General features: G+C 64.0%; 22 protein-coding genes and 1 pseudogene. 8 read left to right on the top strand and 15 right to left on the bottom strand.

Annotated features, from left to right (window positions below):
• Positions 1 to 32: 32 nt before the first annotated feature.
• The 8 genes and pseudogenes from OVA12_RS18965 to OVA12_RS18930 all read right to left on the bottom strand — a co-directional run bounded on the left by OVA12_RS18965 (position 33) and on the right by OVA12_RS18930 (position 7779).
• Complete coding sequence (locus OVA12_RS18965) at positions 33 to 512, bottom strand: F0F1 ATP synthase subunit B family protein (RefSeq protein ID WP_268141430.1); 480 nt, start codon at positions 510 to 512, stop codon at positions 33 to 35.
• 16 nt (positions 513 to 528) lie between these two features.
• Positions 529 to 1086: a F0F1 ATP synthase subunit B gene (locus OVA12_RS18960; protein ID WP_268140065.1), complete on the bottom strand. Its 558-nt coding sequence runs from the start codon at positions 1084 to 1086 to the stop codon at positions 529 to 531.
• Positions 1087 to 1167: 81 nt separating this feature from the next.
• Positions 1168 to 1395, bottom strand: a complete 228-nt coding sequence (locus OVA12_RS18955; RefSeq protein WP_106755230.1) for a F0F1 ATP synthase subunit C — start codon at positions 1393 to 1395, stop codon at positions 1168 to 1170.
• Between the two features lie 69 nt (positions 1396 to 1464).
• The gene (locus OVA12_RS18950; RefSeq protein WP_268140062.1) at positions 1465 to 2214 is read right to left on the bottom strand and encodes a F0F1 ATP synthase subunit A; all 750 of its coding nucleotides are present in this window, start codon (positions 2212 to 2214) and stop codon (positions 1465 to 1467) included.
• A gap of 77 nt (positions 2215 to 2291) precedes the next feature.
• On the bottom strand, positions 2292 to 2714 hold the full coding sequence (locus OVA12_RS18945) for an AtpZ/AtpI family protein (protein ID WP_268140060.1): 423 nt from the start codon (positions 2712 to 2714) through the stop codon (positions 2292 to 2294).
• Between the two features lie 205 nt (positions 2715 to 2919).
• Positions 2920 to 6377, bottom strand: a pseudogene (smc, locus tag OVA12_RS18940) (chromosome segregation protein SMC).
• A 66-nt stretch (positions 6378 to 6443) separates the two neighbouring features.
• Positions 6444 to 7085 carry a DsbA family protein gene (locus OVA12_RS18935; RefSeq protein ID WP_268140058.1) on the bottom strand — a complete coding sequence of 214 codons (642 nt, stop codon included), beginning with the start codon at positions 7083 to 7085 and terminating at the stop codon, positions 6444 to 6446.
• Between the two features lie 169 nt (positions 7086 to 7254).
• Positions 7255 to 7779: a DUF721 domain-containing protein gene (locus OVA12_RS18930; protein ID WP_268140056.1), complete on the bottom strand. Its 525-nt coding sequence runs from the start codon at positions 7777 to 7779 to the stop codon at positions 7255 to 7257.
• A gap of 209 nt (positions 7780 to 7988) precedes the next feature.
• On the opposite strand from OVA12_RS18930, the gene mutY reads away from it, so the two are divergent.
• Positions 7989 to 9089: an A/G-specific adenine glycosylase gene (gene mutY / locus OVA12_RS18925; RefSeq protein WP_268141428.1), complete on the top strand. Its 1101-nt coding sequence runs from the start codon at positions 7989 to 7991 to the stop codon at positions 9087 to 9089.
• A 12-nt stretch (positions 9090 to 9101) separates the two neighbouring features.
• Here mutY and OVA12_RS18920 read toward each other — a convergent pair whose 3' ends face one another.
• Positions 9102 to 9533 carry an Lrp/AsnC family transcriptional regulator gene (locus OVA12_RS18920; protein ID WP_106755223.1) on the bottom strand — a complete coding sequence of 144 codons (432 nt, stop codon included), beginning with the start codon at positions 9531 to 9533 and terminating at the stop codon, positions 9102 to 9104.
• Between the two features lie 135 nt (positions 9534 to 9668).
• On the opposite strand from OVA12_RS18920, the gene OVA12_RS18915 reads away from it, so the two are divergent.
• Both OVA12_RS18915 and OVA12_RS18910 read left to right on the top strand, forming a co-directional pair.
• On the top strand, positions 9669 to 10562 hold the full coding sequence (locus OVA12_RS18915; protein ID WP_268140054.1) for a DMT family transporter: 894 nt from the start codon (positions 9669 to 9671) through the stop codon (positions 10560 to 10562).
• 68 nt (positions 10563 to 10630) lie between these two features.
• Complete coding sequence (locus tag OVA12_RS18910; RefSeq protein ID WP_268140052.1) at positions 10631 to 11179, top strand: prolyl hydroxylase family protein; 549 nt, start codon at positions 10631 to 10633, stop codon at positions 11177 to 11179.
• A gap of 113 nt (positions 11180 to 11292) precedes the next feature.
• Here the strand turns inward: OVA12_RS18910 and OVA12_RS18905 are convergent, their stop codons facing one another.
• The gene (locus OVA12_RS18905; RefSeq protein WP_268140050.1) at positions 11293 to 12507 is read right to left on the bottom strand and encodes a TsoY family (seleno)protein; all 1215 of its coding nucleotides are present in this window, start codon (positions 12505 to 12507) and stop codon (positions 11293 to 11295) included.
• 181 nt (positions 12508 to 12688) lie between these two features.
• Between OVA12_RS18905 and bfr the strand changes: the two genes are divergently transcribed.
• A complete protein-coding gene (gene bfr, locus OVA12_RS18900) occupies positions 12689 to 13177 on the top strand; it encodes a bacterioferritin (protein ID WP_106755220.1) in 489 nt (162 codons plus the stop codon).
• 240 nt (positions 13178 to 13417) lie between these two features.
• Here the strand turns inward: bfr and OVA12_RS18895 are convergent, their stop codons facing one another.
• Entirely contained in the window at positions 13418 to 14845 is a 1428-nt protein-coding gene (locus tag OVA12_RS18895) for an AMP nucleosidase (RefSeq protein ID WP_268141426.1), read from the bottom strand.
• A 439-nt stretch (positions 14846 to 15284) separates the two neighbouring features.
• On the opposite strand from OVA12_RS18895, the gene OVA12_RS18890 reads away from it, so the two are divergent.
• Both OVA12_RS18890 and OVA12_RS18885 read left to right on the top strand, forming a co-directional pair.
• On the top strand, positions 15285 to 16475 hold the full coding sequence (locus tag OVA12_RS18890; protein ID WP_268140048.1) for a site-specific DNA-methyltransferase: 1191 nt from the start codon (positions 15285 to 15287) through the stop codon (positions 16473 to 16475).
• Between the two features lie 241 nt (positions 16476 to 16716).
• Complete coding sequence (locus OVA12_RS18885; protein WP_268140047.1) at positions 16717 to 17502, top strand: hypothetical protein; 786 nt, start codon at positions 16717 to 16719, stop codon at positions 17500 to 17502.
• Between the two features lie 381 nt (positions 17503 to 17883).
• Here the strand turns inward: OVA12_RS18885 and tyrS are convergent, their stop codons facing one another.
• Complete coding sequence (gene tyrS / locus OVA12_RS18880) at positions 17884 to 19161, bottom strand: tyrosine--tRNA ligase (RefSeq protein ID WP_268140045.1); 1278 nt, start codon at positions 19159 to 19161, stop codon at positions 17884 to 17886.
• A 362-nt stretch (positions 19162 to 19523) separates the two neighbouring features.
• Between tyrS and OVA12_RS18875 the strand changes: the two genes are divergently transcribed.
• Both OVA12_RS18875 and OVA12_RS18870 read left to right on the top strand, forming a co-directional pair.
• On the top strand, positions 19524 to 20045 hold the full coding sequence (locus OVA12_RS18875; protein WP_268140043.1) for an anthrone oxygenase family protein: 522 nt from the start codon (positions 19524 to 19526) through the stop codon (positions 20043 to 20045).
• A gap of 113 nt (positions 20046 to 20158) precedes the next feature.
• Positions 20159 to 21067 (top strand): glycoside hydrolase family 18 protein, encoded by a 909-nt coding sequence (locus tag OVA12_RS18870; RefSeq protein WP_268140041.1) that lies wholly within the window; start codon positions 20159 to 20161, stop codon positions 21065 to 21067.
• A gap of 67 nt (positions 21068 to 21134) precedes the next feature.
• Here OVA12_RS18870 and gcvPB read toward each other — a convergent pair whose 3' ends face one another.
• From gcvPB to gcvPA, 3 genes are read right to left on the bottom strand one after another with little or no spacing between them, the layout of a single operon-like run.
• Entirely contained in the window at positions 21135 to 22727 is a 1593-nt protein-coding gene (gene gcvPB, locus OVA12_RS18865; RefSeq protein WP_268140039.1) for an aminomethyl-transferring glycine dehydrogenase subunit GcvPB, read from the bottom strand.
• The gene (locus OVA12_RS18860; RefSeq protein WP_268140037.1) at positions 22724 to 23053 is read right to left on the bottom strand and encodes a hypothetical protein; all 330 of its coding nucleotides are present in this window, start codon (positions 23051 to 23053) and stop codon (positions 22724 to 22726) included. The genes gcvPB and OVA12_RS18860 overlap by 4 nt, the downstream gene beginning before the upstream one ends.
• Entirely contained in the window at positions 23050 to 24396 is a 1347-nt protein-coding gene (gcvPA, locus tag OVA12_RS18855) for an aminomethyl-transferring glycine dehydrogenase subunit GcvPA (protein WP_268140035.1), read from the bottom strand. The genes OVA12_RS18860 and gcvPA overlap by 4 nt, the downstream gene beginning before the upstream one ends.
• Positions 24397 to 24436: the final 40 nt, after the last annotated feature.

The raw sequence follows: 24436 nt of genomic DNA, 5'->3' as shown, positions 1-24436 counted from the left end.
GGCCGCTTTTTCAGACTGGGTAGCCAGTTGTCTCAGTTGAGACCCGACTTGACCTCTTCGATGCTCTTGGCCAGCAGCGTATCGGAAACCTTGTCCGACACATTGGCCTTGAGCAGCGTCTCGGCCGCGGCGACGGCGAGGTCGGCGGCCTTGGCCTTGACTTCGGCGATTGCCTGGGTCTCTGCCTGACCGATCTTGTCCTCGGCGAGCTTGCTGCGGCGAGCAATCATCTCTTCCAGAGCGCGCGTGGTTTCCACGGTCAGCTGTTCGGCTTCGGCGCGAGCTTCAGCAACGATGGCTTCCGCTTCGGCCTCGGCTTCGTGCCGGCGGCGCTGGTATTCGGACATCAGGGCCTGCGCTTCTTCGCGGAGCTTGCGGGCTTCCTCGAGCTCACGGCGGATGTCATCCGCACGCTTGTCGAGGGCAGCAGCAATCTTGCCCGGAACGCCGACCTTGGCGATCAGCACGAAGAAGAGAATGAGGCCTACGAGAGCCCAGAACGATGCATCCATCATGGACCGGGTCCCCTTAGTTCATCGCACCCTTGACCGCCTGGTCCACATCGGACTTGGACGGGGTGACACCGATGAGAGCCTCGACGAGAGCCGAGGAGGTTTCGCTGGCGATCTCGCCAACCTGGGCCAGGGCGCTGCTCTTGATCTGGCTGATGCGGGCTTCCGCGTCAGACAGCTTGGCGGCGATACCGGCTTCGGCGGCAACACGCTTGGCGTCGGTTTCGGCCTTCAGCTTGTCGCGGGTGTCCTGGGCGATGGACCGGGCACGACCACGCGCTTCAGCCAGCGCCTGCTCGTAAGCAGCGATGGCTTCATCGGTTTCCCGCTTCAGCCGGTCGGCTTCGGCAAGGTCACCGGCAATGCGGTCACGACGGTCCTCAAGGATACCGGCGATGCGCGGCAGGGCCACGTTCTTCATCACCCAGTAAAGGATAACGAAGGTGATCGCCAGCCACACGAGCTGAGAGACAAAATGGGTCGGGTCGAACGGCGGGAAACCGGCCCCGTGTTCGGTTGCCGGAACGTCCAGCGGCGGGACATGTCCAGCAGTCGCAGTGGTTTCGCCTGCCATTATCGCCTCCAAGTATCGAACAGGCGGCGCAAGTGCGCCGCCGTCGATCTTAACTGTTCCAATGCGTCGGGTTGCGACGGATTAGACGGCGAACAGCAGCAGCAGGGCGATCAGCAGCGAGAAGATGCCCAGAGCTTCGGTCACGGCGAAGCCGAACACCAGACGGCCGAACTGGCCATCAGCTGCGGACGGGTTGCGCAGAGCGCCCGACAGGTAGTTGCCGAAAATGGTGCCGAGAGCGATAGCAGCACCACCCATGCCGAGGCAGGCGATACCAGCACCGATGAACTTTGCAGCTTCTGCTTCCATGACAAGTACTCCTAGTTGACTGTTGTCAGCTTGTTCAGGCAGCCCCGAGGGCCACGTGATGGGGTGAGCTTAGTGGGACGGATGGAGCGCGTCGTTGAGGTACATGCAGGTCAGGACCGTGAAGACATAGGCCTGCAGGAACGCGACGAGGAACTCCAGGGCCGTCAGCGCCACCGTCATTCCAAGCGGAAGGACGGCACCGAAGATACCAGCCGTACCCGCAGCACTCAGGGTGACAACGAAACCGGCAAACACCTTCAGGGTGATGTGACCAGCCAGCATGTTCGCAAACAGACGAACGGAGAGGCTGATCGGGCGAGACAGGAACGAGATGACTTCGATCGGCGCCACGATCGGGATCAGGGCGCCGGGAACACCAGCAGGCACGAAGAGATGCAGGAAATGCAGCCCGTGCTTGGCGAAGCCATAAATGGTGACAGTCAGGATCACGAGCATCGCAAGTGCGAAGGTGACAATGATCTGGCTGGTGACCGTGTAGAAATACGGGAACATGCCGAAGAGGTTCGCCACGAGGACGAACATGAACAGCGAGAACACCAGCGGGAAGAAACGCATGCCTTCCGTGCCAGCGGAGCTTCTCAGCAGTCCGGCAACGAATTCGTAGCTGAGCTCCGCCAGCGACTGCCAGCGGGTCGGAACGAGACCACGGCTGGAGGAGGAGAAGATCAGGAATGCCGAGGCCGCAACGACCGTCAGCACCATGAACAGCGATGCGTTGGTGAAAGACAGGTCGATGCCACCGACTTCGAGCGGCACGAGAGTCTTGATGTGGAACTGATGGATCGGATCGTTCGCCACCGGTCTACCTTCGCCGTTAATCGTTCATGAGCGCATTCTGCGCGGGCTCTTAGTCTTCGCGCATGGAACGCGTCAAGTCACTTGTCGCCGGAATCCTGCTCGGAACCACGGCTTTCGACTTTTTTCTGCACTTCAGGCCCTGAACCTGGCCGCCCCAGCTCCGCAACGATGCCCGCCGAACGCATGACGTTCAGCACACCAGCCGCGAATCCCAGGAGAAGAAAGACGATCAGCCCGAATGGCGACGTCCCGACCCAGTGATCCAGGAGCCACCCCATCATCGCACCGACCGCAATGCCGGCTATGAACTCGGAAGAGAGCTTCATAGCCTGCGCCATTCCGGCACCGGTGCTGCTCGTCTGGCGGGCCTCAGCGCGTTGTTCGCTCAGGCGATGCTCGTCGAGCTTCCGGGTCAGCTTTTCCCGTCGTGCAGACAGTTCGGCTTCAGACAGGTCCCGTCCAGCACCGTTATCTCCACCTGGTTGCGACGACTGGTTCATGACTGCCCCATATCCAACCGAGGTTTTGATGGCTCCCGAGACCCCCTCAAGCCGCGCGCACAATAGTCGGCACCCGGCGCAGTGTCAAGAACACGGTAATATTATGTAAATATCTGAAATTCTGATGGTTTCGGCGATTGTGACAGGTTCGTCAGGGCACTGTGCCGCAGGGATTGACGAGGACAAACCCGTCAGGGCCGGGCCATCATCCCGCATCGCGGAATCGTTCCGCCGTTTCAAGGTCGACCGACACGAGCTGGGAGACGCCGCGCTCGGCCATCGTCACGCCGAACAGGCGGTTCATCCGTGCCATGGTGATCGGGTTGTGGGTGATGACGACAAAGCGGGTTTCTGTGCGCCGCGCCATCTCTTCCAGAAGGTCGCAGTAACGTTCGACGTTGGCGTCATCCAGCGGTGCATCGACCTCGTCCAGAACGCAGATCGGCGCCGGATTGGTCAGGAACACGGCAAAGATCAGCGCCATTGCGGTCAGGGCCTGCTCGCCGCCGGAGAGCAGCGTCATGGTCTGCGGCTTTTTGCCCGGGGGGCGTGCGACGATTTCGAGGCCGGCATCGAGCGGATCGTCGCTGTCAACCAGCTGCAGTTCGGCCGTGCCGCCGCCGAAGAGGTGGGTAAACAGCCGCTGGAAGTGGCCGTTGACCACCTCGAATGACGCCAGAAGTCGCTCGCGGGCCTCGCGATTGATGTTGGAAATGCCGGTGCGCAGCCGCTTGATCGCCTCGATCAGGTCGTCGCGCTCGCCAGCCAGGGTGGAGCGCTGACCGTCGATCTCGGTCAGTTCGTCCTCGGCGCGCAGGTTGACGCCACCGAGGCGCTCACGCTCTGCCTTGAGCCGGTCGAGCTTGCGCTCCAGGCCATCGAGATCGGGCAAGGGCGCGCCTTCTGCAAGGCCGGCGAGGCTGGCAAGCTGGTCCAGCGGCGCCCCCAGGGCCTCGTCGATGCGGGCCTCGATTTCCTGCACCCGCTGACGCGCTGCCTCAAGCCGTTCCTCGGCGCGAATATGCGCCTCGCGGGCCTTGGCCAGCGCCTCCTGCGCCTCGCGCGCCAGACGATCGACGCCGGACTGGGCCGATTCGGCCCGTAGCAGATCATCATCGGCGGCGCGGCGCACCTCTTCGGCCTTGGACAAGGCCGTCAGCACGTCTCGCCGGCGCAACTCTATGTCTTCCGGGGCCTCGATCAGTTCCTGCCGTTCCTCTTCGGCTTCCTCGCGGCGCTGGCGCAGGGTTTCGATCTGGCTTGCGGCATTGCGCGCGCGGGCCTTCCAGCTTTCCGTCTCGCGGGCGATGGCCTCCAGACGGCGGTCGCGCAGCTGCTTCTCGCGCGCCAGCCCATCGGCCAGAAGCCGCGCCTCCGACAGGGCTGCACGGGCCGTGGCGATCTCGCCTTGCAGGCTCTGGATCGTCTCGATGTGCTCGTCAGCATCGGGCAGCTGCTCCAGCCGCTCGACCGCCTCTGCATGGCGCTCACGGGCCTCCTCGGCTTCCTCGGCAAGACGGCGGGCCAGATCCTCGGCCCCTTGCAGGCGCAGGGCGAGCTGCGAGACGGCACGCTCGGCGGCCAGCAGCGCTTCACGGGCTTCGGCGGCGGCGCGCTGCCGGTCTCGCAGGCGTTGGCGGGCCTCCTGCTCGGCTTCGCCGGCCTGCCGCACGATGCGCCCGGCGTTTTCCAGCGTGCTGCGGGCAGCGGCTGTCTTGTCGCGGGCGACGCGAATGTCTTCACCGAGCGCCGCAAGGCGGTTTTTCTGGGCAAGGCGCTGCGCGGCCGGTGTCGGCGCATCAGCGGCAACCTCAAGCCCATCCCAGCGCCACAGATGCCCTTCGCGGGTCACCAGACGCTGGCCGGGCGCGAGAGCGCGAGCCAGATCAGCGCCAGTACCGGCATCGACGAGACCGATCTGGGCCAGCCGGCGCGCCAGCGCGGCAGGGGCCTCAACGTGGCGGGACAGGGCCACAGCCCCGGCCGGCAAGGATGGATCACCCGCAGCGATGGCCGCTCCCGTCCAGCGCACGGGCGCGGAAGCATCCAGCGAGGCTTCGAGGTCATCACCGAGCGCGGCGCCCAGTGCGGTTTCGAGACCGGGTTCCACCGTCAGTGCATCGACGACCGGCGTGAAGGCACCGGCAAAAGTCGCCAGCACGCTTTCAAGGGTGCGGGCCTCGGTCTCAAGCCGCGACTGCAGCCGCTCGGCGTCCGCAAGCGGGGCGCGGGCATTCTGTTCGGCCTCGCGTGCAGATGCGGTGCGCAGCTCGGCAATCTCGGCGGCTTCTTCGGCAGCCATGACAGCGGCCTCTGCTTCCTCGAGCAGCTCGGTACATTCCGCCACCCCATCGGCGGCAGCCATTTCAGCGCGCAGGGCATCGCGGACACGCGCGGCATCGCTTCGGCCTGCGAGCCAAGGCGCTCGGCGCGCTGGCGGGTTTCTTCGGCGCTGCGCTGGAACTGCTGCCGCTGGGCGGCCAGTTCTGCGGCGGCGCGGGTGGCGACCGTCAGCCTGTCTTCCAGCGCCGCAACTGCTTCGCTTGCAGTGGCAACGCGCTCGCCGGCAAGTTCCGCGCGTTCCATCGCGGTCTCGTTTTCCTCGACCAGCTCGGCCCGTTCCTCGGCAAGACGCTCCAGAACCTCGTCATTCTCGGCGACGAGCTGTTCCTCACGGGCGATGTCGCCAACGAGCTGGCCAAGACGGCGGTCGAGGTCGACGAGCCTTTCGCGGACGCGGCGATCCTCGGCGTCGAGTTCATTGCGGGCAATGACCAGCCGCTGCAGCGCGGCACCGGCGCGGGCCGCCGCGTCGCGGATCTCGGGCAGGCGATGGGCGGCGATGGCCTGGGTCTTGGCGGCTTCCGTCTGCGCTTCGGCGGCCTTGACCACCTCCCCCCGGCCGGCGGCATAGAGCCGGTCCGCCTCCTCGAGGCTGGCTCGGGCTTCGGTCCAGCGCAGGAACAGGATGCCGGCCTCGGCGGTGCGGATTTCCGACGACAGGTTGCGGTAGCGGGCGGCCTGACGCGACTGGCGGCGCAGGTTGTCGATCTGCGCATCGATCTGGACCAGCACATCCTCGAGGCGTTCGAGGTTCTGCTCGGCCGCGCGCAGGCGGATTTCAGCTTCATTGCGGCGGCTGTGCAGGCCGGAAATGCCGGCAGCTTCTTCCAGGATCTGGCGGCGCGAGGTCGGCTTGGCGGAGATCAGCTCGCCGATCTGGCCCTGGCGCACCATGGCGGGCGAGCGGGCGCCGGTCGAAGCATCGGCGAAGAGCAGCTGGACGTCACGGGCACGGACGTCCTTGGAATTGATCCGGTAGACCGAGCCCGCCTCGCGTTCGATCCGGCGGCTGACCTCCAGCATGTCGGCGTCGTTGAAGCCGGAGGGGGCGCGGCGGTCGGAGTTCTCCAGGAACAGCGTGACTTCGGCGGTGTTGCGGGCCGGGCGGTTGAGCGATCCGGAGAAGATGACGTCGTCCATGCCGGACGCGCGCATGTTCTTGTAGGAGTTCTCGCCCATGACCCAGCGCAGGGCCTCGACGAGATTGGACTTGCCGCAGCCGTTGGGCCCGACCACGCCGGTGAGCCCGTCGCCGATGACGAACTCCATCGGCTCGACAAAGGACTTGAAACCGACGACGCGCAGCTTGTTGAATTTCACGGCCGCGCCTCCGGCTGAAGGCAGGCAGGAGCGGTCCGGCGGGCGTGGGCCCGCCGGTCAAGGCAATCAGAGGTTCTTGTCGATGATCTTCGACATTTCCTCAAAGCTGAGCGCTCCCGATACTTTCTCGCCGTTGATGAAGAACGTCGGGGTGGAGTCCACCTTGAACTCGTTGCCGCCCTTGTCGCGCACTGCGTTCACTCCGTCCAGCAGGGACTGGTTTGTCAAGCAGGCTTCGAAGGACTCCTGTGTGAATCCGAGCTGCTTGGAGAAGTTCAGCATCGAGTTGTACGGGTCATTGGTGAAGGCCCAGGCGCGCTGATCGGCGAACAGGGCGTCCATCACGTCGAAGTACTTCTCTTCCGGCGCGCAGCGGGCGAGCATGAAACCGGCCGCAGAGACCGGATCCAGCGGGAATTCGCGGAAGATCATGCGAACCTTGCCGGTGTCAATGTACTGCTTCTTGATTTCCGGCAGGGTAGTTTTGTGGAAGTTGGCGCAGTGGCCGCAGGTCATCGAAGCATATTCAACGATGGTGACCGGCGCGTCTTCCTTGCCGAGGGACTTCTCGCCGAGCGGCGACGGCTCCATCAGCTTCGCGACATCGACCGTCTCGGCCAGGGCAACAAGCGGGAAGGCAGCCGACAGTGTGGTGCCAAGTCCGAGGGCCATGGTGCTGGCCAGAAGCGTTCTGCGGGTCAATTTCACGGGCGTGGTCCTGCCTTGCCAAGAAAAACGATATGCGTTGCTGTGTGCCCGCTTGTCGCGAACCCGTCAACCGAACATGGCAATTGTGGCGGCAGTGCGAAGGCAAAGGCGCCGGGTCTTGTCAACGCATGGGACCGACAGTCGCAGGAGCGGGACGGTGGCCGAGCCGTCAGCTGCGCTGCGGCCGGTTGCGGGCAATCACCTGCGATCCCAGCTTTTCCAGAGCCTTGCGCAGGCCCTCGTGTTCGACACCGTCCAGCCGGGCATCAAGTTCGCGCTGCTCTGCCTCGGTCAGGTCACGCACCTGCGGCCGGCGTTTGCGCACCGGAACGCTCACGGGTTTTTGAACGATGCGGATGCGGCCGACGGCTGCCCAGCCGAAGTAGCCATTGATGCGGGCGAGGATCTGCGGCATCTCGTGGGTCAGCAGCAGGGCCGTTGCGCCATCGGTGTTGACCACCAGCGTCGCGGGCTCGGGCACGGTCTCGCCGTCGCGCTCGACAGGGCGCGGCCAGAGGAGGCGTTCGGGCCTAACCCGTTCGCCATAACGTTCCCCGACAATGTCCGGCCAGGAGGCAACCAGATCCGCCGTGGCAAAGCCACGCTTGCGGAAGGCCGGTTGCATCGCCTTGCCGATCAGGTCCGCGAGCGGTCTGGAACCACCGCGTGCGGGCCCCTTGCTGTCCCAACTCATCGTCACCATCCGCTGCCGCACTCACCCGCGGCGCCGGCCCCGGCATCCTGTCATGCCTGACCCAAGGGTCACGGGCCTTTAGGACAAAATCAAGACGGTATCGTTTGGCGTGCTGCATCCACAGGCTGAAGCGGGTTTATCCCCAGCCTGTCCAAGGGGCAGCGCGGGGATTGCTTGATTTCGGGAGGGACCGCGCCACCCTTGCCGGCATGACGCGAACCACCCCTGCCCGCCCGGCCGCTGCCGGGCAGCCTCCCGCACAGCTGACCGATGCCCTGCTGGCCTGGTACGACCGCCACGCCCGCGACCTGCCCTGGCGTGTGCCGCCGCATGAGCGCAAGGTGGGCGTGGTGCCTGACCCTTACCGCGTGTGGCTGTCGGAAATCATGCTGCAGCAGACCACCGTGGCCGCCGTGAAGGACTATTTCACCGCCTTTACGGCGAAGTGGCCGAAGGTGGAGATGCTGGCGGCCGCCGAGGCGGACGATGTGATGCGGGCCTGGGCGGGGCTTGGCTATTACTCCCGCGCCCGCAACCTGCAGGCCTGCGCCGAAGCGGTGGCGCGGGACCACGGCGGCCGGTTTCCCGAGACGGAAGACGGGCTGAAGGCCCTGCCCGGCATCGGCCCCTACACTGCTGCCGCGATTGCGGCCATCGCCTTCGACCGGCCGGCAGCCGTGGTGGATGGCAATGTCGAGCGGGTGATGAGCCGGCTGCGGCTGATCGAGACGCCGCTGCCAGCAGCAAAGCCCGAGATCAAGGCGGCGATGGGCGCGTTGACGCCGCAGAACCGGCCTGGCGACTTTGCCCAGGCCGTGATGGACCTTGGCGCGACGATCTGCACGCCGAAGCGGCCGGCCTGTGCGCTGTGCCCGTGGATGGAGCCCTGTGCGGCGCGGGCCGCAGGCGTGGCCGAGACCCTGCCGAGGAAGGCAGCCAAGACAGCCAAGCCGACACGGACCGGGGCAGCCTTTGTCCTGCGGCGGGCCGGCGATGGCGCCGTGGCGCTGCGCAAGCGCCCGCCGAAGGGCTTGCTGGGCGGCATGGCGGAAGTGCCGGGCAGCGAATGGACGGTGGACTTCGACGTTGCCTCCGCCGTGATGCAAGCGCCTGTCGCCGCGAAATGGCACAAGCGCAGCGGCAGTGTCGGCCACACATTCACGCATTTCCACCTGGAGGTGACGGTGTTCACGGCGGAACTCGGCGCTGGCGACCTTCCCGAGGGCTGGTGGTGGTCCACGCTGGACGCGCTTGAGGGGGAAGCCCTGCCGACCGTGATGCGCAAGGTCATCGCGCACGGGCTGGGCTGATCGAACCGGCGCTCAGAATGCCGGTGGACGGCGGGAAATGACCTTTGCCTTGACCAGTGACGTGCTGGTGGAGGCCCGTTCCGCGATCCGGTCGAGAATGCCATCGATGTCATTCAAGGAGCGGACGAACAGGCGGGCAACGAAACAGTCATCGCCGGTGATCTTGTCGCATTCGACCACTTCCGGCGTCTCCTGGATCATCTGCTGAACCAGATGCAACTGGCCCGGCATGGGGCGGATGCGGACGACGGCTTCCAGACCATAGCCAAGCGCAGCTGGATCAATATCAATCGTGCTGCCGCGCAAGATGCCCCGTTGTTCCAGACGGCGGAGCCGGTCGGAGGTTGCCGGGCCGCTGAGACCGGCTGCTTCTGCAAGCTGTTTCAGCGGCATCCGGGCATCCTGTACCAACGCCTGAAGAATTTTTCGGTCAATCTCGTCCATTGCCACGCCTCCAAAAGCGTTTTTCCATCTAAACCTTTAATTCGAAGGTCATTCTGGCAAAACCCCTTTCCATACACCAGTACCGATTTCACCAAAGCGATTAAACTGCATCCACATCGAGACAGGAGCAAGGACATGCAGGACCAGACACGCGGCACGATCCAGATGGTGGCAGCGATGGTGATTTCAGGAACCATCGGCTGGTTTGTCGTCATGGCCGGAGAGCCGGTGCTGACGGTGGTGTTCTGGCGTTGCGTGTTTGGCGCCGGGGCCTTGGTGATCCTGTGCGCGGCGCTGGGACTGCTGCGGGTGCGCCTGACGCGAAAACAGCTGCTGATGGCCGGGCTCAGCGGGGTTGCGCTGGTGCTCAACTGGTTGCTGCTGTTTGGCAGCTACAGCCGCGCCTCGGTTTCGGTGGCGACGGTCGTCTACAACACGCAGCCCTTCATGCTGCTGTGTTTTGGCGCGGTGTTCTTCGGCGAGCGGATCACTGTGGTAAAGCTCGGCTGGCTCGGCCTCGCCTTTGCCGGGGTTGTGGCCATCGTCCTGAACCGGCCGGATGCGACCTACGTCTCCGATGACTATCTGCCGGGCATTGCCATGGCGCTGCTGGCCGCGCTCGGCTGGGCCACCGCCGCGATCACCACCAAGGCGCTGAAAGGCGTGCCGCCGCAGCTGATCGCACTCATCCACGTCAGCGTCGGCAGCGTCATGCTGGCCCCGTTCGTCCTGGCCAATGGTCTGCCGGCAACGCCTGAGACCTGGGCCGTGCTGGCCAGCATGGGGCTCATCCACACCGGGTTGATGTATGCCCTGCTCTACGCAGCCATCCAGAGCCTGCCGACCTCGCAGCAGGGCGCGCTGGCCTTTGTCTATCCGGTCGTGACCATCCTGGTGGACGTCTTTGCGATGGGCACCCGCCTGCAGCCGGTGCAGGGGCTGGGCATGGCCGTCATCCTGCTGGCCGCAGCCGGCATGACGCTGGGCTGGGGCCAGCGCAGGACGCGCACAGTCGAGGCATCGCGCTGAGACAACAAAGCAGTTGCCTTGGGCAGGGAAGCGGGCATATGGGCAGGCAACCAACAAAGGTGCTGCCCATGTTCACCCATACGATCCCTGCCCTTTTCACGCCGGACGAATGCGCCCGTATCATTGATCTTGCCGAAAGCGGCGAGATGCGCGAAGGCGGGCTCGTTGGCGGCGTACAACAAGCCTCAATCCGCCGGGCCCGGATCAACTGGCTCGACGATCAGGGCGACGCGCTGTTCGTCATGGAGCGCATCATGCGCGGTGTGGCCGAGGCCAACCGCGAGGCCTTCCGCTTCGACATCACCGATTTCCATGAACGGCTGCAGGTCGCAAGCTACGACGAGAGCGACGAAGGGCATTACGACTGGCATTCCGATATCGGTGACGGCGCCATCGCCCGCCAGCGCAAGCTGACCATCGTCGTGCAGCTGTCAGATCCCGCGCTCTATGACGGCGGCGCGCTGGACCTCAACCTTGGCAGTGCGGAATGGTCTGCGCCGCGTCCGATCGGCACCGCAACGCTGTTTGCCAGTTTCATGCTGCACCGGGTGGCCCCGGTGACACGTGGCCGCCGCTACTCGCTGACCTGCTGGTGCCATGGTCCGTCCTTCCGTTGAAGGACGGACCCATCCTACCTTCCTTGGCCAGTCCTTCCGCTGAAGGACGGACCCATTCTCGCTTTCTTGGCCAGTCCTTCCGCTGAAGGACGGGCACTCGGCGATCTGGCCCACTACTCGGCTGGCGCAAGGGTTGCCTTGCTGACGGGACTGGAGAAGTGGCGGCTGTTGAGGTGGAAGACCAGCCAGATCGACAGGGCCTGCAGGGCCAGCGCAAGCGCCGTGACGAGCCAGTAGGCGACCGAGAACTTGGCGATCAGATCGATCCCGACCAGCCCCTTGTTGATGTAGAACTGCAGGAGCACCGAAAGGGCAACGGCGGGGCAAACCAGGGCATAGGAGCCGACCGACTTCGCCGGGCCGGTGATGAAGCGGCCGATGTAGCCTTGGCGGCGCAGCACCGTGAGCCCCAGAAGACCGAACAGCACCTGCACCGCGAGCAGCCAGGTGAGCAGGGTGAAACTGTCAGCGGCCCCGGCATGGGCGTCGAACTGGCCATGCAGACCATGCGCCTGCCGCATCAGGGCGATCCCCGCCACGGTGGCGAAGGGGATGACGACCAGGAGGCTGGGCGCGGCCTCGTCGTTGGCGCCGTTTTCCAGCATCGACCGGAAGCCAAGCACGATGCCCACAGCCCCCACCAGGGTGGCCGCGGCGAGGAAGAAGGTCGAGGCCATGTAGCTGGCAGCAACCGTCAGCGGTGTCGCACTCATCGATGCGGGCGCAGCCAGACCAACGGCCACCATGGCGAAGGTGAAGGCCGCCATCACCTGCGAGAAACTGTTGTTGCGGGCACAGTCAAATCCGCCAGCGGTCAGCACCCGGCCAAGGAACGCGCCGATCAGCGACAGGGCGTAAACCCCGATCCCGGCGAAGGCGACGAGCGCCAGCGGGAACAGATATTCCACCACGGACCACAGGCCGGGCACGAACAGCAGACCAGCAATGAAGCCGACATTGACGGACATGGCGAGCGCCAGCGGAACGGTCATCAGCAGGCTTTCGCCGTTGCCCGATTTCAACTGCGCAAAGGCTGGTGTCTGACGCCAGGCGACAAACTGGCGGACATTCCAGACCATCAGCCGGATGTGCAGCAGCGCGAAGAAAGCGACCCCCGCATAGGCAAGCACAATCATGCCGCGCAGGAGCCACGAGCCATCGGCATAAGCGCTGGCGACATCTTCGAAGACAGGCACAGTCTGACCCGGATGCGGGATCCAGAACATGAGATAGAGAAAGAACGTCACCGCAATGCCGCCAGCCCCGAGCGCTGCAAGGAAATACTGCGGGGTGTAGCGATTGCCCAGATCAGGAAGACGGAACGGCATGGAACCCTCCTTAGTTTCATTTTTTTGAATATATCAGGCCGGGAGGGATTTCGGCTACCGCGCAGAACTACGTGGATCGGGGTTCAGGGATCCTCCGTTTAAGTTGCAGGAGCCGCTGGACATTCACTTAGAACCGTTCTAGATTCATTTAACGATTTCGAGCCAGGGAGTAGGCCGCATCATGAAGGGCAGTGCGAAAGTCATCGAGCGTCTGAACGAGGCGCTGTTTCTCGAGCTTGGCGCCATCAACCAGTACTGGCTGCACTACCGCCTGCTGGACGACTGGGGCTTCACGCGCCTGGCCAAGAAGGAGCGCGCCGAATCGATCGAAGAGATGCAGCACGCGGACAAGATCACCACGCGCATCATCTTTCTCGAAGGCCATCCGAACATGCAGAAGCTGGCGCCCCTGCGCATCGGCCAGAGCGTGAAGGAAGTGCTGGAGTGCGACCTCGCCGGCGAATACGACGCCCGTGCGTCCTACGCCAAGTCGCGCGAAATCTGCCGTGAAGAAGGCGACTTCGTCTCCATGCAGATTTTTGAGGAACTGCTGCGCGACGAGGAAGGCCACATCGACTTCCTCGAAACCCAGCTGGAACTGCTGTCGAAGATCGGCGAAGAGCGCTACGGCCTCCTGCAGGCAGAGCCGGCCAACGAAGTCGGCGACTGATCCCTTCGAACAAGCCCCATCAGACCGACGCGCGGCCCTTCCGGGCCGCGCTTTTTTTGTCCTTCGGCGTCATCCCGGGCGCAGTGTAGCGAGACCCGGGACCGGTGAGCCGAGGCCGGATGGATCCCCGCACGAGGCGGGGATGACCGCTGAGGGCGGAATTTAGGGTATCCGACAGGCAGGTGCGGGGCGGCACAACGGGCTGACCGGGCCTCATTCCGAGACCCGGTCAAGGCCAACTTACTGGAACGCGGTTTCCGCGAAGCTGCGCAGCTTGCGGGAGTGCAGGCGTTCATGCGGCATGGCGCGGAGCTTTTCCATGGCGCGGATGCCGATCTCCAGATGCTGGGCGACCTGCCGCTTGTAGAAGTCCGTTGCCATGCCCGGCAGCTTCAGCTCCCCGTGCAGCGGCTTGTCGGACACGCAGAGCAGCGTGCCGTAGGGAACGCGGAAGCGGAAGCCGTTGGCGGCGATGGTGGCGCTTTCCATGTCGAGGGCGATGGCGCGGGACTGCGAAAAGCGCTGCACCAGGCCGCGCTGGTCCCAGAGTTCCCAGTTGCGGTTGTCGATGGAGGCAACGGTGCCGGTGCGCATGACCTTCTTCAGTTCATAGCCGGTGTAGCCGGTCACTTCCGCCACCGCGTCTTCCAGCGCCACCTGCACCTCGGCCAGAGGCGGGATCGGCACCCAGACCGGAAGATCCTGGTTCAGCACGTTGTCATCGCGGACATAGCCATGGGCGAGGACGTAGTCACCCAGGGTCTGGCTGTTGCGCAGACCGGCGCAGTGACCGAGCATCAACCAGGCATGCGGGCGCAGCACGGCGATGTGGTCGGTGATGGTCTTGGCGTTGGACGGGCCGACGCCGATGTTGACCATGGTGATGCCGGAGTTGTCAGCGCGCTTGAGATGATAGGCCGGCATCTGGGGCAGCTTGGCCGGGGCCATGCCGGAACTCGGCTCGGAGGCGCCATGCAGGGTCACCAGATTGCCAGGCGAGACAAAGGCCTCGTAGCCGCTGTCCGGATCGGCCATCGCGTCTTCAGCCATGCGGCAGAACTCGTCGATGTAGAACTGGTAGTTGGTGAAAAGCACGTAGTTCTGGAAATGCTCGGCGGCTGTGGCGGTGTAGTGCTGCAGCCGGTGCAGGGAATAGTCGACGCGCGGCGCAGTGAAGGGCGCCAGCGGCATGACGCCGTCGAGCGGTTCATAGGTGCCGTTGGCGATGGAGTCGTCCATCAGGGTCAGGTCCGGCAGGTCGAACGTGTCGGCCAGCGGCCTTTCGAGCTTTGCCGAGGCGGCGCCTTCCACGTGGGTGCCGTCATAGAAGGCAAAGTGCAGCGGGATCGGCGTCTCGCTGTCGCCAACAAGGATCGGCACATCGTGGTTGCGGATAAGCTGCGAGATCTGGTGCGTCAGATACTGGCGGAACAGGTCCGGCCGGGTGATCGTCGTGCCATGGATGCCGGGGCCGGAGACGAAGCCATAGGCAAGACGGCTGTCGAGGCGCGAATGGCTGTCGGTGATCAGGCGGATCTGCGGATAGAAGGCACGGACCCGCCCGTCCGGCACCCTGCCCTGCAGCAAATCATTGAACGCATTGCGGATGAACGCCGTGTTGCGCTCGAACAGCTCGATCAGGCGGGCGACCGCTTCCTCAGCCTTCATGTAAGGCTGGAGCGGGGCCTCCGGCGCCAGGATCAGATTGCGCGGCCGCAACAGAGGATTGCGATAAGATCGATTCGACAACTCATTTCTCCTTCTTGTTATTAACCGTATAGGATCAGCATCGCACTACGCTTCGTCAAGGAGTGTGACACAGGTTTTTGAAAATTTTTTCGCAGTGCGCAGAAATCTTCGGATCGGAAGTTTTTTGGGAGTGGTCCGCAAGCGTTAACGCGGGCGACTGCCCGCGCAGGCCGGCGGCAGCATAATCCCGCGCATTCCTTGGCGCGGTTTCAAGCCCTGTCGCAATTCGCGAGCGCAAGTCTTTACTTCGGTAAAGAAACTCTTGAAATCAAAAAGAAAATAAGTCCCGGCGCTTAACTGGCGATTTACCAAGACCGGTAACCATGAACCTCGAAATTGCGTGAGGTTTTGCGTCGCAATGACAGTTCTGCGTATCGGGGTGTCCTCGCGGACACCCCTTAAAACCCGATCGTCTGCCGTCCCGGCCTCTGCGAGCCAAGTCAGCCCGCTGGATGCACTGGATCCGGCTGCCCGGCCCTCGTGGCTGAACACCATCCTCAAGGGCGACTGTGTCGCTGCCCTGGAGAAGCTGCCGGCCAAGTCGGTCGATCTCGTCTTTGCCGATCCGCCCTACAACCTGCAGCTGGGCGGCGACCTGCACCGGCCGGACCAGTCGAAGGTGGATGCCTGCGACGATCACTGGGACCAGTTTGCCAGCTTCGAAGCCTATGACGCCTTCACCCGCGCCTGGCTGATGGCGGTCAAGCGTGTCCTGAAGAAGGACGGTTCGATCTGGGTGATCGGCTCGTACCACAACATCTTCCGCGTCGGTGCGATCCTGCAGGATCTGGGCTTCTGGATCCTCAACGACATCGTCTGGCTGAAGTCGAACCCGATGCCGAACTTCCGCGGCAAACGCTTCACCAATGCGCATGAGACGATGATCTGGGCCGCGCCGTCGCGTGAGGCCAAGTACACCTTCAATTACGATGCGCTGAAGACCTTCAACGACGACCTGCAGATGCGCTCCGACTGGCAGCTGCCGCTGTGCACCGGATCGGAACGGCTGAAGGACGATGACGGTCAGAAAGTGCATCCGACACAGAAGCCGGAATCCCTGCTCTACCGGGTGCTGACGGCCTCGTCCAAGCCCGGGGATGTGGTGCTCGACCCGTTCTTCGGCACGGGGACGACCGGTGCGGTTGCCAAGCGGCTTGGCCGGAACTTTGTCGGCGTGGAGCGCGAGGAGGCCTACATCGAGGCTGCCCGCAAGCGAATCGACGCGATCGAGGCCGGCAGCGGCGCGAGCCTCGACATGCAGAAGGGCAAGCGCGCCGAACCGCGCATTCCCTTCGGCTCTCTGCTGGAAGCCGGATTGCTGGCCCCGGGAACGGAACTGACCTGCCCGAAAGGCAAGCATCAGGCCGTGGTGCGGGCGGATGGCTCGCTTATCAGCGGCAGCCATTCCGGTTCGATCCACAAGGTCGGGGCGCTGGTCCAGGGTGCCGAGGCCTGCAACGGCTGGACGTTCTGGCACATCAACGACAATGGCGCGCGCAATCCGGTCGATGACCTGCGCAAGCTGCTGAGATCCCGTCTGGCGGAATGACATCAGGCCGATGCGGCGCCTGATGTGACGGGGGAGGGTTGGCCACAGCCCTCGTCTGTCCGTCACTCCTCCGGACGCGGACATTCGCGTCCCCGCGAATTGACAGGAACACCTCCGGCCTCGAAAGGGCCGGGGGTGTTTTTGCTTGTCGCGGCTCGCAGCCTGAAGGCTGGCTCACGGATCGCCTCGCTGTGCGTCCTCCTGATCAACCCGCCCCGTGCGGCCGATCAAGGAGTGAGCCATGCCGACCCCGACCCCCGTATCGCTGATCAAACCCCTCAACCGCCTGTTCGGCAGCATCGACATCACGATCGCGCCGAACAATGCGAGCATGTCGTTTGATACCGATCAGCTCCCCAGCACGTATTACATGAATGACGCCAACAACTTCCTGAGGTTGCGGCCGCTGCATTCATCAGGTTTTGCCATGTACGAGAGGGCCACACGCGTGGTCGGGATCTACACCGGTCAATGGGCGCGCAATGCCAGCTACCAGACCAACTCCCAGAGCGCGCAGGTTCTCTTCCGCAATCTCGGGAGCACGGTGGCAGACATCAAGACGGCGATCCAGAACATCGTAACCGGCCCGGGGATTTCGACAGCGCAACTCATCACGCAAAATACGAGCGTAAACCCGCCTCAACTCAACGGATCTGTCGTTTACATCAATGCCGGGGCGATGGAGGGAACCATCTGGGGCGGCGATCACAATGTCACCGCTGACCGCTACCAGCCGATGAAGGTCGTCGATGCGACCACCATCAACAGCACCGCCCATACAGGGCATCCCTTTGCCACGCGCCCGCTGGCCGAGCAGTTCTACGCCCAGTACTATCCGGGGCTTCTCGACCAGATGATGCGTCTTGGGTACTCGGCGCAGTCCGTCGCCATCGCTATCGGTTCCAACGGTTTGCCGGTGACAGAACAGATCACCACGGATCGCGGGTATTTTCCGGTTTCCAACTTCAATGATGACCGCCAGCGTCAACTCGAGTTCATGTGCCGGTTCTTCGGCAGCTTCGTCTGAGGCAGCCTTTTTTGAGCTTGGGGGCGTCGCGTCCCCCTTACCTCCAAGGGGCAGCGGTATCGCATATGAAGTCTGACAAGCGTTCGATGTGACGAACTGCGCCCAAGGAGTTTTACCGTGTGGGAGCCTCTCCGCTCCCCTCCCCCTCGTGGGGAGGGGTTTGGGGGTGGGGGGAAGTGGACTTAAATCCAGGCCACTAACATTCTTTACTAGGCTTGCTTCAGACGCTTGGTGAGCTGTTGGCCGCCGAAGCCCCCCACCCCTTACCCCTCCCCACGAGGGGGAGGGGGGCTTCGACGCCTCGACAGCCGTCTGGCCACATACGCGTTGGCCCTGCCTCGTGGAGCGGAGAGGCCTTTCGTTCAGGCGAAGCCCCGTCCCTCACCCGAAAGCGACAAGGGCCTTGCGGCGGCGGCCGATGGCCAGCGTCAGGCGGTCGTTGGCGGCCAGATCCCCCGGCGAGATGCGGCGGCGCGGGTCATCGACAGTTGAGCCGTTAAGGCGGACGCCGCCCGCCTCGACAAGGCGCCTCGCCTCGCCATTTGACTGGGCGAAGCCGGTCGCGACGACGAGTTCGAGCAGCCCCAGACCAGAGGCAAGGCTTGCCAGCGGCAGGGTATGGGTTGCCTCGGCACCGTCCTCGTCATCGGAGAACAGCGCCTCGCCCTGTTCCAGCGCGCCTCTTGCGGCAGCTGCGCCATGCACCAGGGCTGTGACCTGAGTCGCCAGGATCTTCTTCGCCTCGTTGAGCTCAGCCCCCTTGAGGGCCGACAGCCGGGCGACCTCGTTCAGCGGCAACTCGGTGAAGAGGCGCAGGTACTGCGCCACATCCGCATCGGCGGTGTTGCGCCAGAACTGCCAGAAACCGGCCGGCGACAGCTTGTCCGGATGCAGCCAGACGGCACCGGCGGCGGTCTTGCCCATCTTCTGGCCATTGGCGGCGGTGACCAGCGGCACGGTGAGGCCGAAAAGCTGGCGACCATCGCGGCGGCCGAGGTCCACGCCATTGACGATGTTGCCCCACTGATCGGAACCGCCGATCTGGAGCGTGCAGCCGTGCCGGCGGGCAAGCTCCAGGAAATCGACCGCCTGCAGCATCATGTAGCAGAACTCCAGCACAGTCAGCGGCTGTTGCGCTTCCAGACGGGTGCGGACACTGTCGAAGCTCATCATGCGGTTGACCGTGAACTGGGTGCCGTAATCGCGCAGGAATTCGAGGAAGCGGAACTCGGTCAGCCACTCGGCATTGTTGACGAGCAATGCCCCGTCGGTCCCCTCCAGATCGAGGATGCCCTCGATGGACCGGCGGATGCCGGCCATGTTCTCGCGGATCTGTGCCTCGGTCAGCAGCGGGCGGCTGTCATTGCGGAAACTCGGATCGCCGACCAGCGTGGTGCCGCCGCCAAGCACGGCGATGGGCTGATGGCCAAGCTTCTGCAGCCAGCGCATGGTGACGAGCGGAACCAGATGACCGACATGCAGGCTGGCGGCGGTGGCATCAAAGCCGGCGTAGAAGGTGACAGAACCTGCGTGGAAGGCGGCGTCGAGCCCCTCGAGATCGGTCGCCTGATTGACGAGACCGCGGTCCAGGAGGACGCGAAGGGCTTCGGACTTCAGACGCGTGGCGCGACCGGTGGCTTCATCAACATGCTGGGTCATTCTGGTCTCCTGGCCGCGCCAGGGACCTTGAACCATGCAAGCCGCCTGACGCGGCGGCTATGTGGTTCATCTCATGCTGTTTGATAATCGAGCAGGATCGAACACGGCCGCCTAGAAGGGCGCCGTAAAGTAATAGACCGATGCAAAGGTGGTCAGGTTTCTGCTCATGGCGCTTTTGATGCCTGCTCCCTGCCCTGCTGTCAAGCGCCCGTCAAAAGCAGTGACCTGACGGCTGCAACTCTCCTGCGACAACCAGTTACCCGCTGCGACAAGTTGCGACGAACCGGCGCAGCCGTCGCTGCTAGGATGCCGATGGGCAGACGGACATGGCTGGGGGCAGCCATGCGAGGGAGTTGAATCGCATGAAACGCATCTGTCTGGCCGCCGCCGGCCTGTCGCTTGTCCTTTCCGGGGCGATCTTTGGTTTCTTCTATGCCTGGGTCTGTTCGACCATGTGGGGACTGGATGCCGCCGATCCGCGCATTGCAATCGCTGCGATGCAGGCGATGAACGGCTCCGTCCGCAATGCCGTCTTCGCGCCGGCGTTCTTTGCAACACCCGTGGTGCTGACCCTGACCGGGCTGCTGGCTTTGCGGCTGAATGCGCGCGGCGCCGGTGTTGCCTTCCTGGGAGGGGGGCTCCTGTACTTTCTGGGTGGCCTGGTTCTGACAATGCGCTTCAACGTGCCGATGAACGAGGCCCTGGCCCTGGTGCGCGTGCCGGACAGCATCGATGAGGCGCGCGCGATCTGGCAGGCCTACTCCCCCACCTGGCAGGCCTTCAACCAGACCCGCACGGTGGTCAGCGGCCTGACCTTGCTCGCTACCGGTTACGGGATCTGGCGTCTTGGGCGCGACCTGCCTTTTGCGCTAACGGGCCGGTAACCGTAATCCGGGCAATCCGGTGTGTCAGATCACACTTGTTGCCGTCAGGCGTTCCTGTCAGTGCAGCCCGCGCTGCAAGCCAAGGTCATCCCGACCGTGCAAGGAGCCTGACAATGACGGATACCACCCCGCGCAACATCATCTATGCCCTGCGCCAGAGCACGCCGATCACCGGGATCGTCGGCAGCGACTTCACCCATGTCATTCTCAGCTTCCTGCTGCCGCAGGTAAACGGAACCGTGGTGCCCAGCAGCGAGCTGCAGCATTTCATCGCCGATCCGAATACGATCAGCCAGCTCAAGGAAGGCGGCAAGCGCAAGGTGATGGTTGCCATCGGCGGCGGAATTGTGCCGGACGGCGGCTGGAAGGGGATGGCACAGAACCTTCAGGTGGCCGTTGCCTCGATCATCAACTTCGTCAACACGAACAAGCTCGATGGCATCGACATCGACTATGAGGACACCGACGCCATCACCTCGCCGTCGACCGCAGGCTATGATCCGGCTGCGTTTCTGGCTGGCCTGTCCAACCTGCTGAAGGCAGAGCCCGGCTTTGCCGGCCGGCTGATCAGCCACGCGCCGCAGCCGCCCTATCTCTACCCCGGCGCTTACGCGTCCTATCCGCAGGGCACCTATCAGGCGGTGATGGCCGAGGGCGGCGCGTCGATCGACTGGCTCAACATCCAGTACTACAACAATCCCTGGTATGTCGGGACCTCCACGACCGATCAGGCGCAGAAGGTCGCCGGGATCAGCGGCGGCGGCTTCCCCTCCAGCATCATGAACCTGTCCAAGACGATTGCACCGGGCAAGCTGGTGCTGGGACGGATCACGTCGACGTCGAATGGCGGGTCGGGCTATCTGGATGCTCAGGATACGGCAAGCGCGCTGGTCACGCCCCTGAAGCAATCGCTGGGAGCGCAGTTTGGCGGGGTGATGGGCTGGCAGTTCTCGCTGTCGTCACAGACCAGTGCCAATGCCAACGCCTGGGGCAGCACGATGGCCGCCGCAATGACGGGCTGACTTCACAACAAAAAAGCCCCGAAGCGGTGACGCTTCGGGGCTTTCTTGTCGTTGGCCTTGCCGGGGCTTACTCGGCGGCGGCCGGGGTGACCATGGCCGGGACCGGGTCCTGATAGGTCAGGATCGGCGCGCGCGCGGCGCGGGTCTCGTCGAGGCGGCGGCGCGGGGCAAGGTACGGCGCGCCGGTGAAGCGCTCCGTCTCGCCGCGCTTGGCCGACATGACGAGGTCACGCAGCGTGGCGACGAACAGGTCGAGGGCCGCCCGGCTTTCGGACTCGGTCGGCTCGATCAGCATCGCGCCATGCACCACCAGCGGGAAGTACATGGTCATCGGGTGATAGCCCTCGTCGATCATCGCCTTGGCGAAGTCGAGCGTGGTGACGCCGGTGTCCTTCAGGAAGCTGTCGTCGAACAGCACTTCGTGCATGCAGGGGCGCACGCCGAACGGCAGGGTCATCAGGTCCTGCAGGCCGACGCGGACATAGTTCGCGTTCAGCACCGCGTCTTCCGACGCCTGGCGCAGGCCGTCCGAGCCGTGGCTCAGCATGTAGGCCAGCGCGCGCACGAACATGCCCATCTGGCCGTGGAAGGCGGTCATGCGGCCAAAGGGCTTCTCGCCGTCCTTGAGACCGGCTTCCGTCTCGACCATTTCCAGACCCGAGGCCGACTTGCGCACGAAGGGCAGCGGGGCGAACGGGGCGAGACGGTCCGACAGGACCACCGGACCGGAGCCCGGGCCACCGCCGCCATGCGGGGTGGAGAAGGTCTTGTGGAGGTTGATGTGCATCGCGTCGATGCCGAGATCACCCGGACGGGCCTTGCCGACGATGGCGTTGAAGTTGGCGCCGTCGCAGTAGAAATAGGCGTTGGCTTCGTGGATCGCGGCGGCGATTTCCATGATGTCGCGCTCGAACAGCCCGCAGGTGTTCGGGTTGGTCAGCATGATCGCGGCGATGTTGCCGGCGTTGTCGGCAATGGCCTTCTTCACCGAGGTCAGGTCCACGGTGCCGTCTTCCTTGGCGTCGATGGTGACGACCTTGAAGCCGAGCAGCGCGGCCGTGGCCGGGTTGGTGCCATGGGCGCTTTCGGGAACCAGCACGATCTTCGGATCACGGCCGGCGGCGATATGCGCGGCCTTGATCGCCATCATGCCGCACTGTTCGCCATGCGCGCCGGCCTTCGGGCTCATGGCGACGGCGGAGGTGCCGGTCAGTTCCATCAGCCAGTCGCCCAGCTCCGAGATCAGCTCGACGGCGCCCTTGACGGTGGACAGCGGCTGCAGCGGGTGGATGTCACCGAAGCCCGGCACGCGCGCCATCTTCTCGTTGAGACGCGGGTTGTGCTTCATGGTGCAGGAGCCGAGCGGATAGAGGCCGGCGTCGATGGCGTAGTTGTTGCGCGACAGGCGCACGTAGTGACGCATCGTCTCCGGCTCGGACAGGCCCGGCAGGCCGATGCCCGACTTGCGCGCATGGGCGCCAAGCTCGGCCTCGAAGGCTTCCGGCTCGTCCAGATCGACGCCGGTCACATCCAGGCGGCCGATCTCGAACAGCAGCGGCTCTTCCATGTCGAGCGCGCGGTTGCCGGTGAAGGTCTTGGGACGGAATGCAGAACCGGCATCGCCGGCGGCCGTCGGACGGCCCTGGGTGTTCATGCTCATGCCAAAGCCCCCCTCTTCTCGTGATAAACTCGCAAGAAACCTAAGAAGAAATCCGCGTATGCACTTGTAATTCGCTCAAGAGAGCTCTTCTTTACGTTATAAAAATTCACCCCAGTATACTGATCTATTTTCCTGTGTTTTTCGAACAATTTTTTAAACTCAAGGTATTCAGCCTTGCACTCCTCAGGAATATTTTCATCCCGAAGATGAATAAGCTGATCCTTATAGGCAATTGCGATAGCTTCTCGATGATCATAACGCGGCGAAAGCATCAATCGCATTGCTTCTGAGCATTTCTCGTAGCAGTAGATCCAATGAAAGCTCATGCCAGCACCTCCTTGAGGGCGGCTGCAAAGGCAGCACGGTCTTCGTCGGTGTTGATTTCGGTCGAGGCGACCACGAGAAGGTTGGCAAGGTCAGCCTTGCCCGGCTCCAGGCGCGACACCGGCAGGCCGGCGATGATGCCACGGGCCGCAAGTGCCTCAACGACGTCATGCGCCGGCTTCGGCAGCCTGACGGTGAACTCGTTGAAATAGGCCTTGTTGAGGACTTCGACGCCGGCAATTGCCGACAGCTGCTTCTTTAGCTTCACCGCATTGGCGTGGTTGATCCGGGCCAGACGCGTCAGGCCGGCTTCGCCGAGCAGCGTCATGTGGATCGTGAAGGCCAGCGCGCAGAGGCCGGAGTTGGTGCAGATGTTCGACGTCGCCTTCTCGCGGCGGATGTGCTGCTCGCGGGTGGAGAGGGTGAGCACGAAGCCGCGCTTGCCTTCCGCGTCCACGGTCTCGCCGCACAGACGCCCCGGCATCTGCCGCATGTACTTCTGCTTGGTGGCGAAGAGGCCGACGTAGGGGCCGCCGAAGTTGAGGCCGTTGCCGATGGACTGGCCTTCGCCGACGACGATGTCCGCACCCTGCGCACCCGGCGACTCGATCAGGCCGAGCGAGACGACTTCGGTGAAGACGGCGATGAGCAGCGCGCCATGGGCCTGCGCCTTTTCGGCAATCGGCTTCAGGTCGATGATCTGGCCGTAGAAGGACGGCGACTGCACGACGACGCAGGAAGTCTCGCCATCGATGGCGGCGAGAATGTCCTCGGTGCCCATCGGGTCGGCCGGCAGGGACACGACCTTGTCGCCGGAGAGGTTCGACAGGCCTTCGACCACGGCGCGGTACTGCGGATGCAGGCCGCCGGAGATCACCGCCTTGTTGCGGCGGGTGACGCGGTGCGCCATCAGCACGGCTTCGCCGGTGCCGGTCGAGCCGTCATACATGGAGGCGTTGGCGACTTCCATGCCGGTGAGGCGGGCAACCTGGGTCTGGAACTCGAACAGGTACTGCAGCGTGCCCTGCGTGATTTCCGGCTGATACGGCGTGTAGGAGGTCAGGAACTCCGAGCGCTGGATCAGGTGATCAACGGTTGCCGGCACGTGGTGGCGGTAGGCGCCGGCACCCACGAAGAAGGGCACCGAGCCGGCCGCCACGTTCTTGGCTGCCATGCGGTTGAGGTGACGTTCGACCTCGATCTCCGACTTGCGGGTCGGCAGATCAACGAGGCCCTTGAGACGGGCGGCTTCCGGGATATCGGCGAACAGCTCATCGATGGATGACACGCCGACGCGCGCGAGCATATCGGCGCGGTCGGTGTCGGAAAGCGGCAGATAACGCATCGTCGGGTGCGTCCTTCTTCAGCGGAACAGGGCGTTGTAT

The organism is Pannonibacter sp. SL95 (assembly GCF_026672425.1).
Classification (GTDB): domain Bacteria; phylum Pseudomonadota; class Alphaproteobacteria; order Rhizobiales; family Stappiaceae; genus Pannonibacter.
This window is presented reverse-complemented; position numbering and strand designations above follow the sequence as displayed.

What these genes read in the sequence shown, in the direction of transcription:
- OVA12_RS18965 (WP_268141430.1), bottom strand. Translation starts at nt 512, where the DNA reads ATGGATGCATCGTTCTGGGCTCTCGTAGGCCTCATTCTCTTCTTCGTG.
- OVA12_RS18960 (WP_268140065.1), bottom strand. Translation starts at nt 1,086, where the DNA reads ATGGCAGGCGAAACCACTGCGACTGCTGGACATGTCCCGCCGCTGGAC.
- OVA12_RS18955 (WP_106755230.1), bottom strand. Translation starts at nt 1,395, where the DNA reads ATGGAAGCAGAAGCTGCAAAGTTCATCGGTGCTGGTATCGCCTGCCTC.
- OVA12_RS18945 (WP_268140060.1), bottom strand. Translation starts at nt 2,714, where the DNA reads ATGAACCAGTCGTCGCAACCAGGTGGAGATAACGGTGCTGGACGGGAC.
- OVA12_RS18930 (WP_268140056.1), bottom strand. Translation starts at nt 7,779, where the DNA reads ATGAGTTGGGACAGCAAGGGGCCCGCACGCGGTGGTTCCAGACCGCTC.
- mutY (WP_268141428.1), top strand. Translation starts at nt 7,989, where the DNA reads ATGACGCGAACCACCCCTGCCCGCCCGGCCGCTGCCGGGCAGCCTCCC.
- OVA12_RS18920 (WP_106755223.1), bottom strand. Translation starts at nt 9,533, where the DNA reads ATGGACGAGATTGACCGAAAAATTCTTCAGGCGTTGGTACAGGATGCC.
- OVA12_RS18915 (WP_268140054.1), top strand. Translation starts at nt 9,669, where the DNA reads ATGCAGGACCAGACACGCGGCACGATCCAGATGGTGGCAGCGATGGTG.
- OVA12_RS18910 (WP_268140052.1), top strand. Translation starts at nt 10,631, where the DNA reads ATGTTCACCCATACGATCCCTGCCCTTTTCACGCCGGACGAATGCGCC.
- OVA12_RS18905 (WP_268140050.1), bottom strand. Translation starts at nt 12,507, where the DNA reads ATGCCGTTCCGTCTTCCTGATCTGGGCAATCGCTACACCCCGCAGTAT.
- bfr (WP_106755220.1), top strand. Translation starts at nt 12,689, where the DNA reads ATGAAGGGCAGTGCGAAAGTCATCGAGCGTCTGAACGAGGCGCTGTTT.
- OVA12_RS18895 (WP_268141426.1), bottom strand. Translation starts at nt 14,845, where the DNA reads ATGAAGGCTGAGGAAGCGGTCGCCCGCCTGATCGAGCTGTTCGAGCGC.
- OVA12_RS18890 (WP_268140048.1), top strand. Translation starts at nt 15,285, where the DNA reads ATGACAGTTCTGCGTATCGGGGTGTCCTCGCGGACACCCCTTAAAACC.
- OVA12_RS18885 (WP_268140047.1), top strand. Translation starts at nt 16,717, where the DNA reads ATGCCGACCCCGACCCCCGTATCGCTGATCAAACCCCTCAACCGCCTG.
- tyrS (WP_268140045.1), bottom strand. Translation starts at nt 19,161, where the DNA reads ATGACCCAGCATGTTGATGAAGCCACCGGTCGCGCCACGCGTCTGAAG.
- OVA12_RS18875 (WP_268140043.1), top strand. Translation starts at nt 19,524, where the DNA reads ATGAAACGCATCTGTCTGGCCGCCGCCGGCCTGTCGCTTGTCCTTTCC.
- OVA12_RS18870 (WP_268140041.1), top strand. Translation starts at nt 20,159, where the DNA reads ATGACGGATACCACCCCGCGCAACATCATCTATGCCCTGCGCCAGAGC.
- gcvPB (WP_268140039.1), bottom strand. Translation starts at nt 22,727, where the DNA reads ATGAGCATGAACACCCAGGGCCGTCCGACGGCCGCCGGCGATGCCGGT.
- OVA12_RS18860 (WP_268140037.1), bottom strand. Translation starts at nt 23,053, where the DNA reads ATGAGCTTTCATTGGATCTACTGCTACGAGAAATGCTCAGAAGCAATG.
- gcvPA (WP_268140035.1), bottom strand. Translation starts at nt 24,396, where the DNA reads ATGCGTTATCTGCCGCTTTCCGACACCGACCGCGCCGATATGCTCGCG.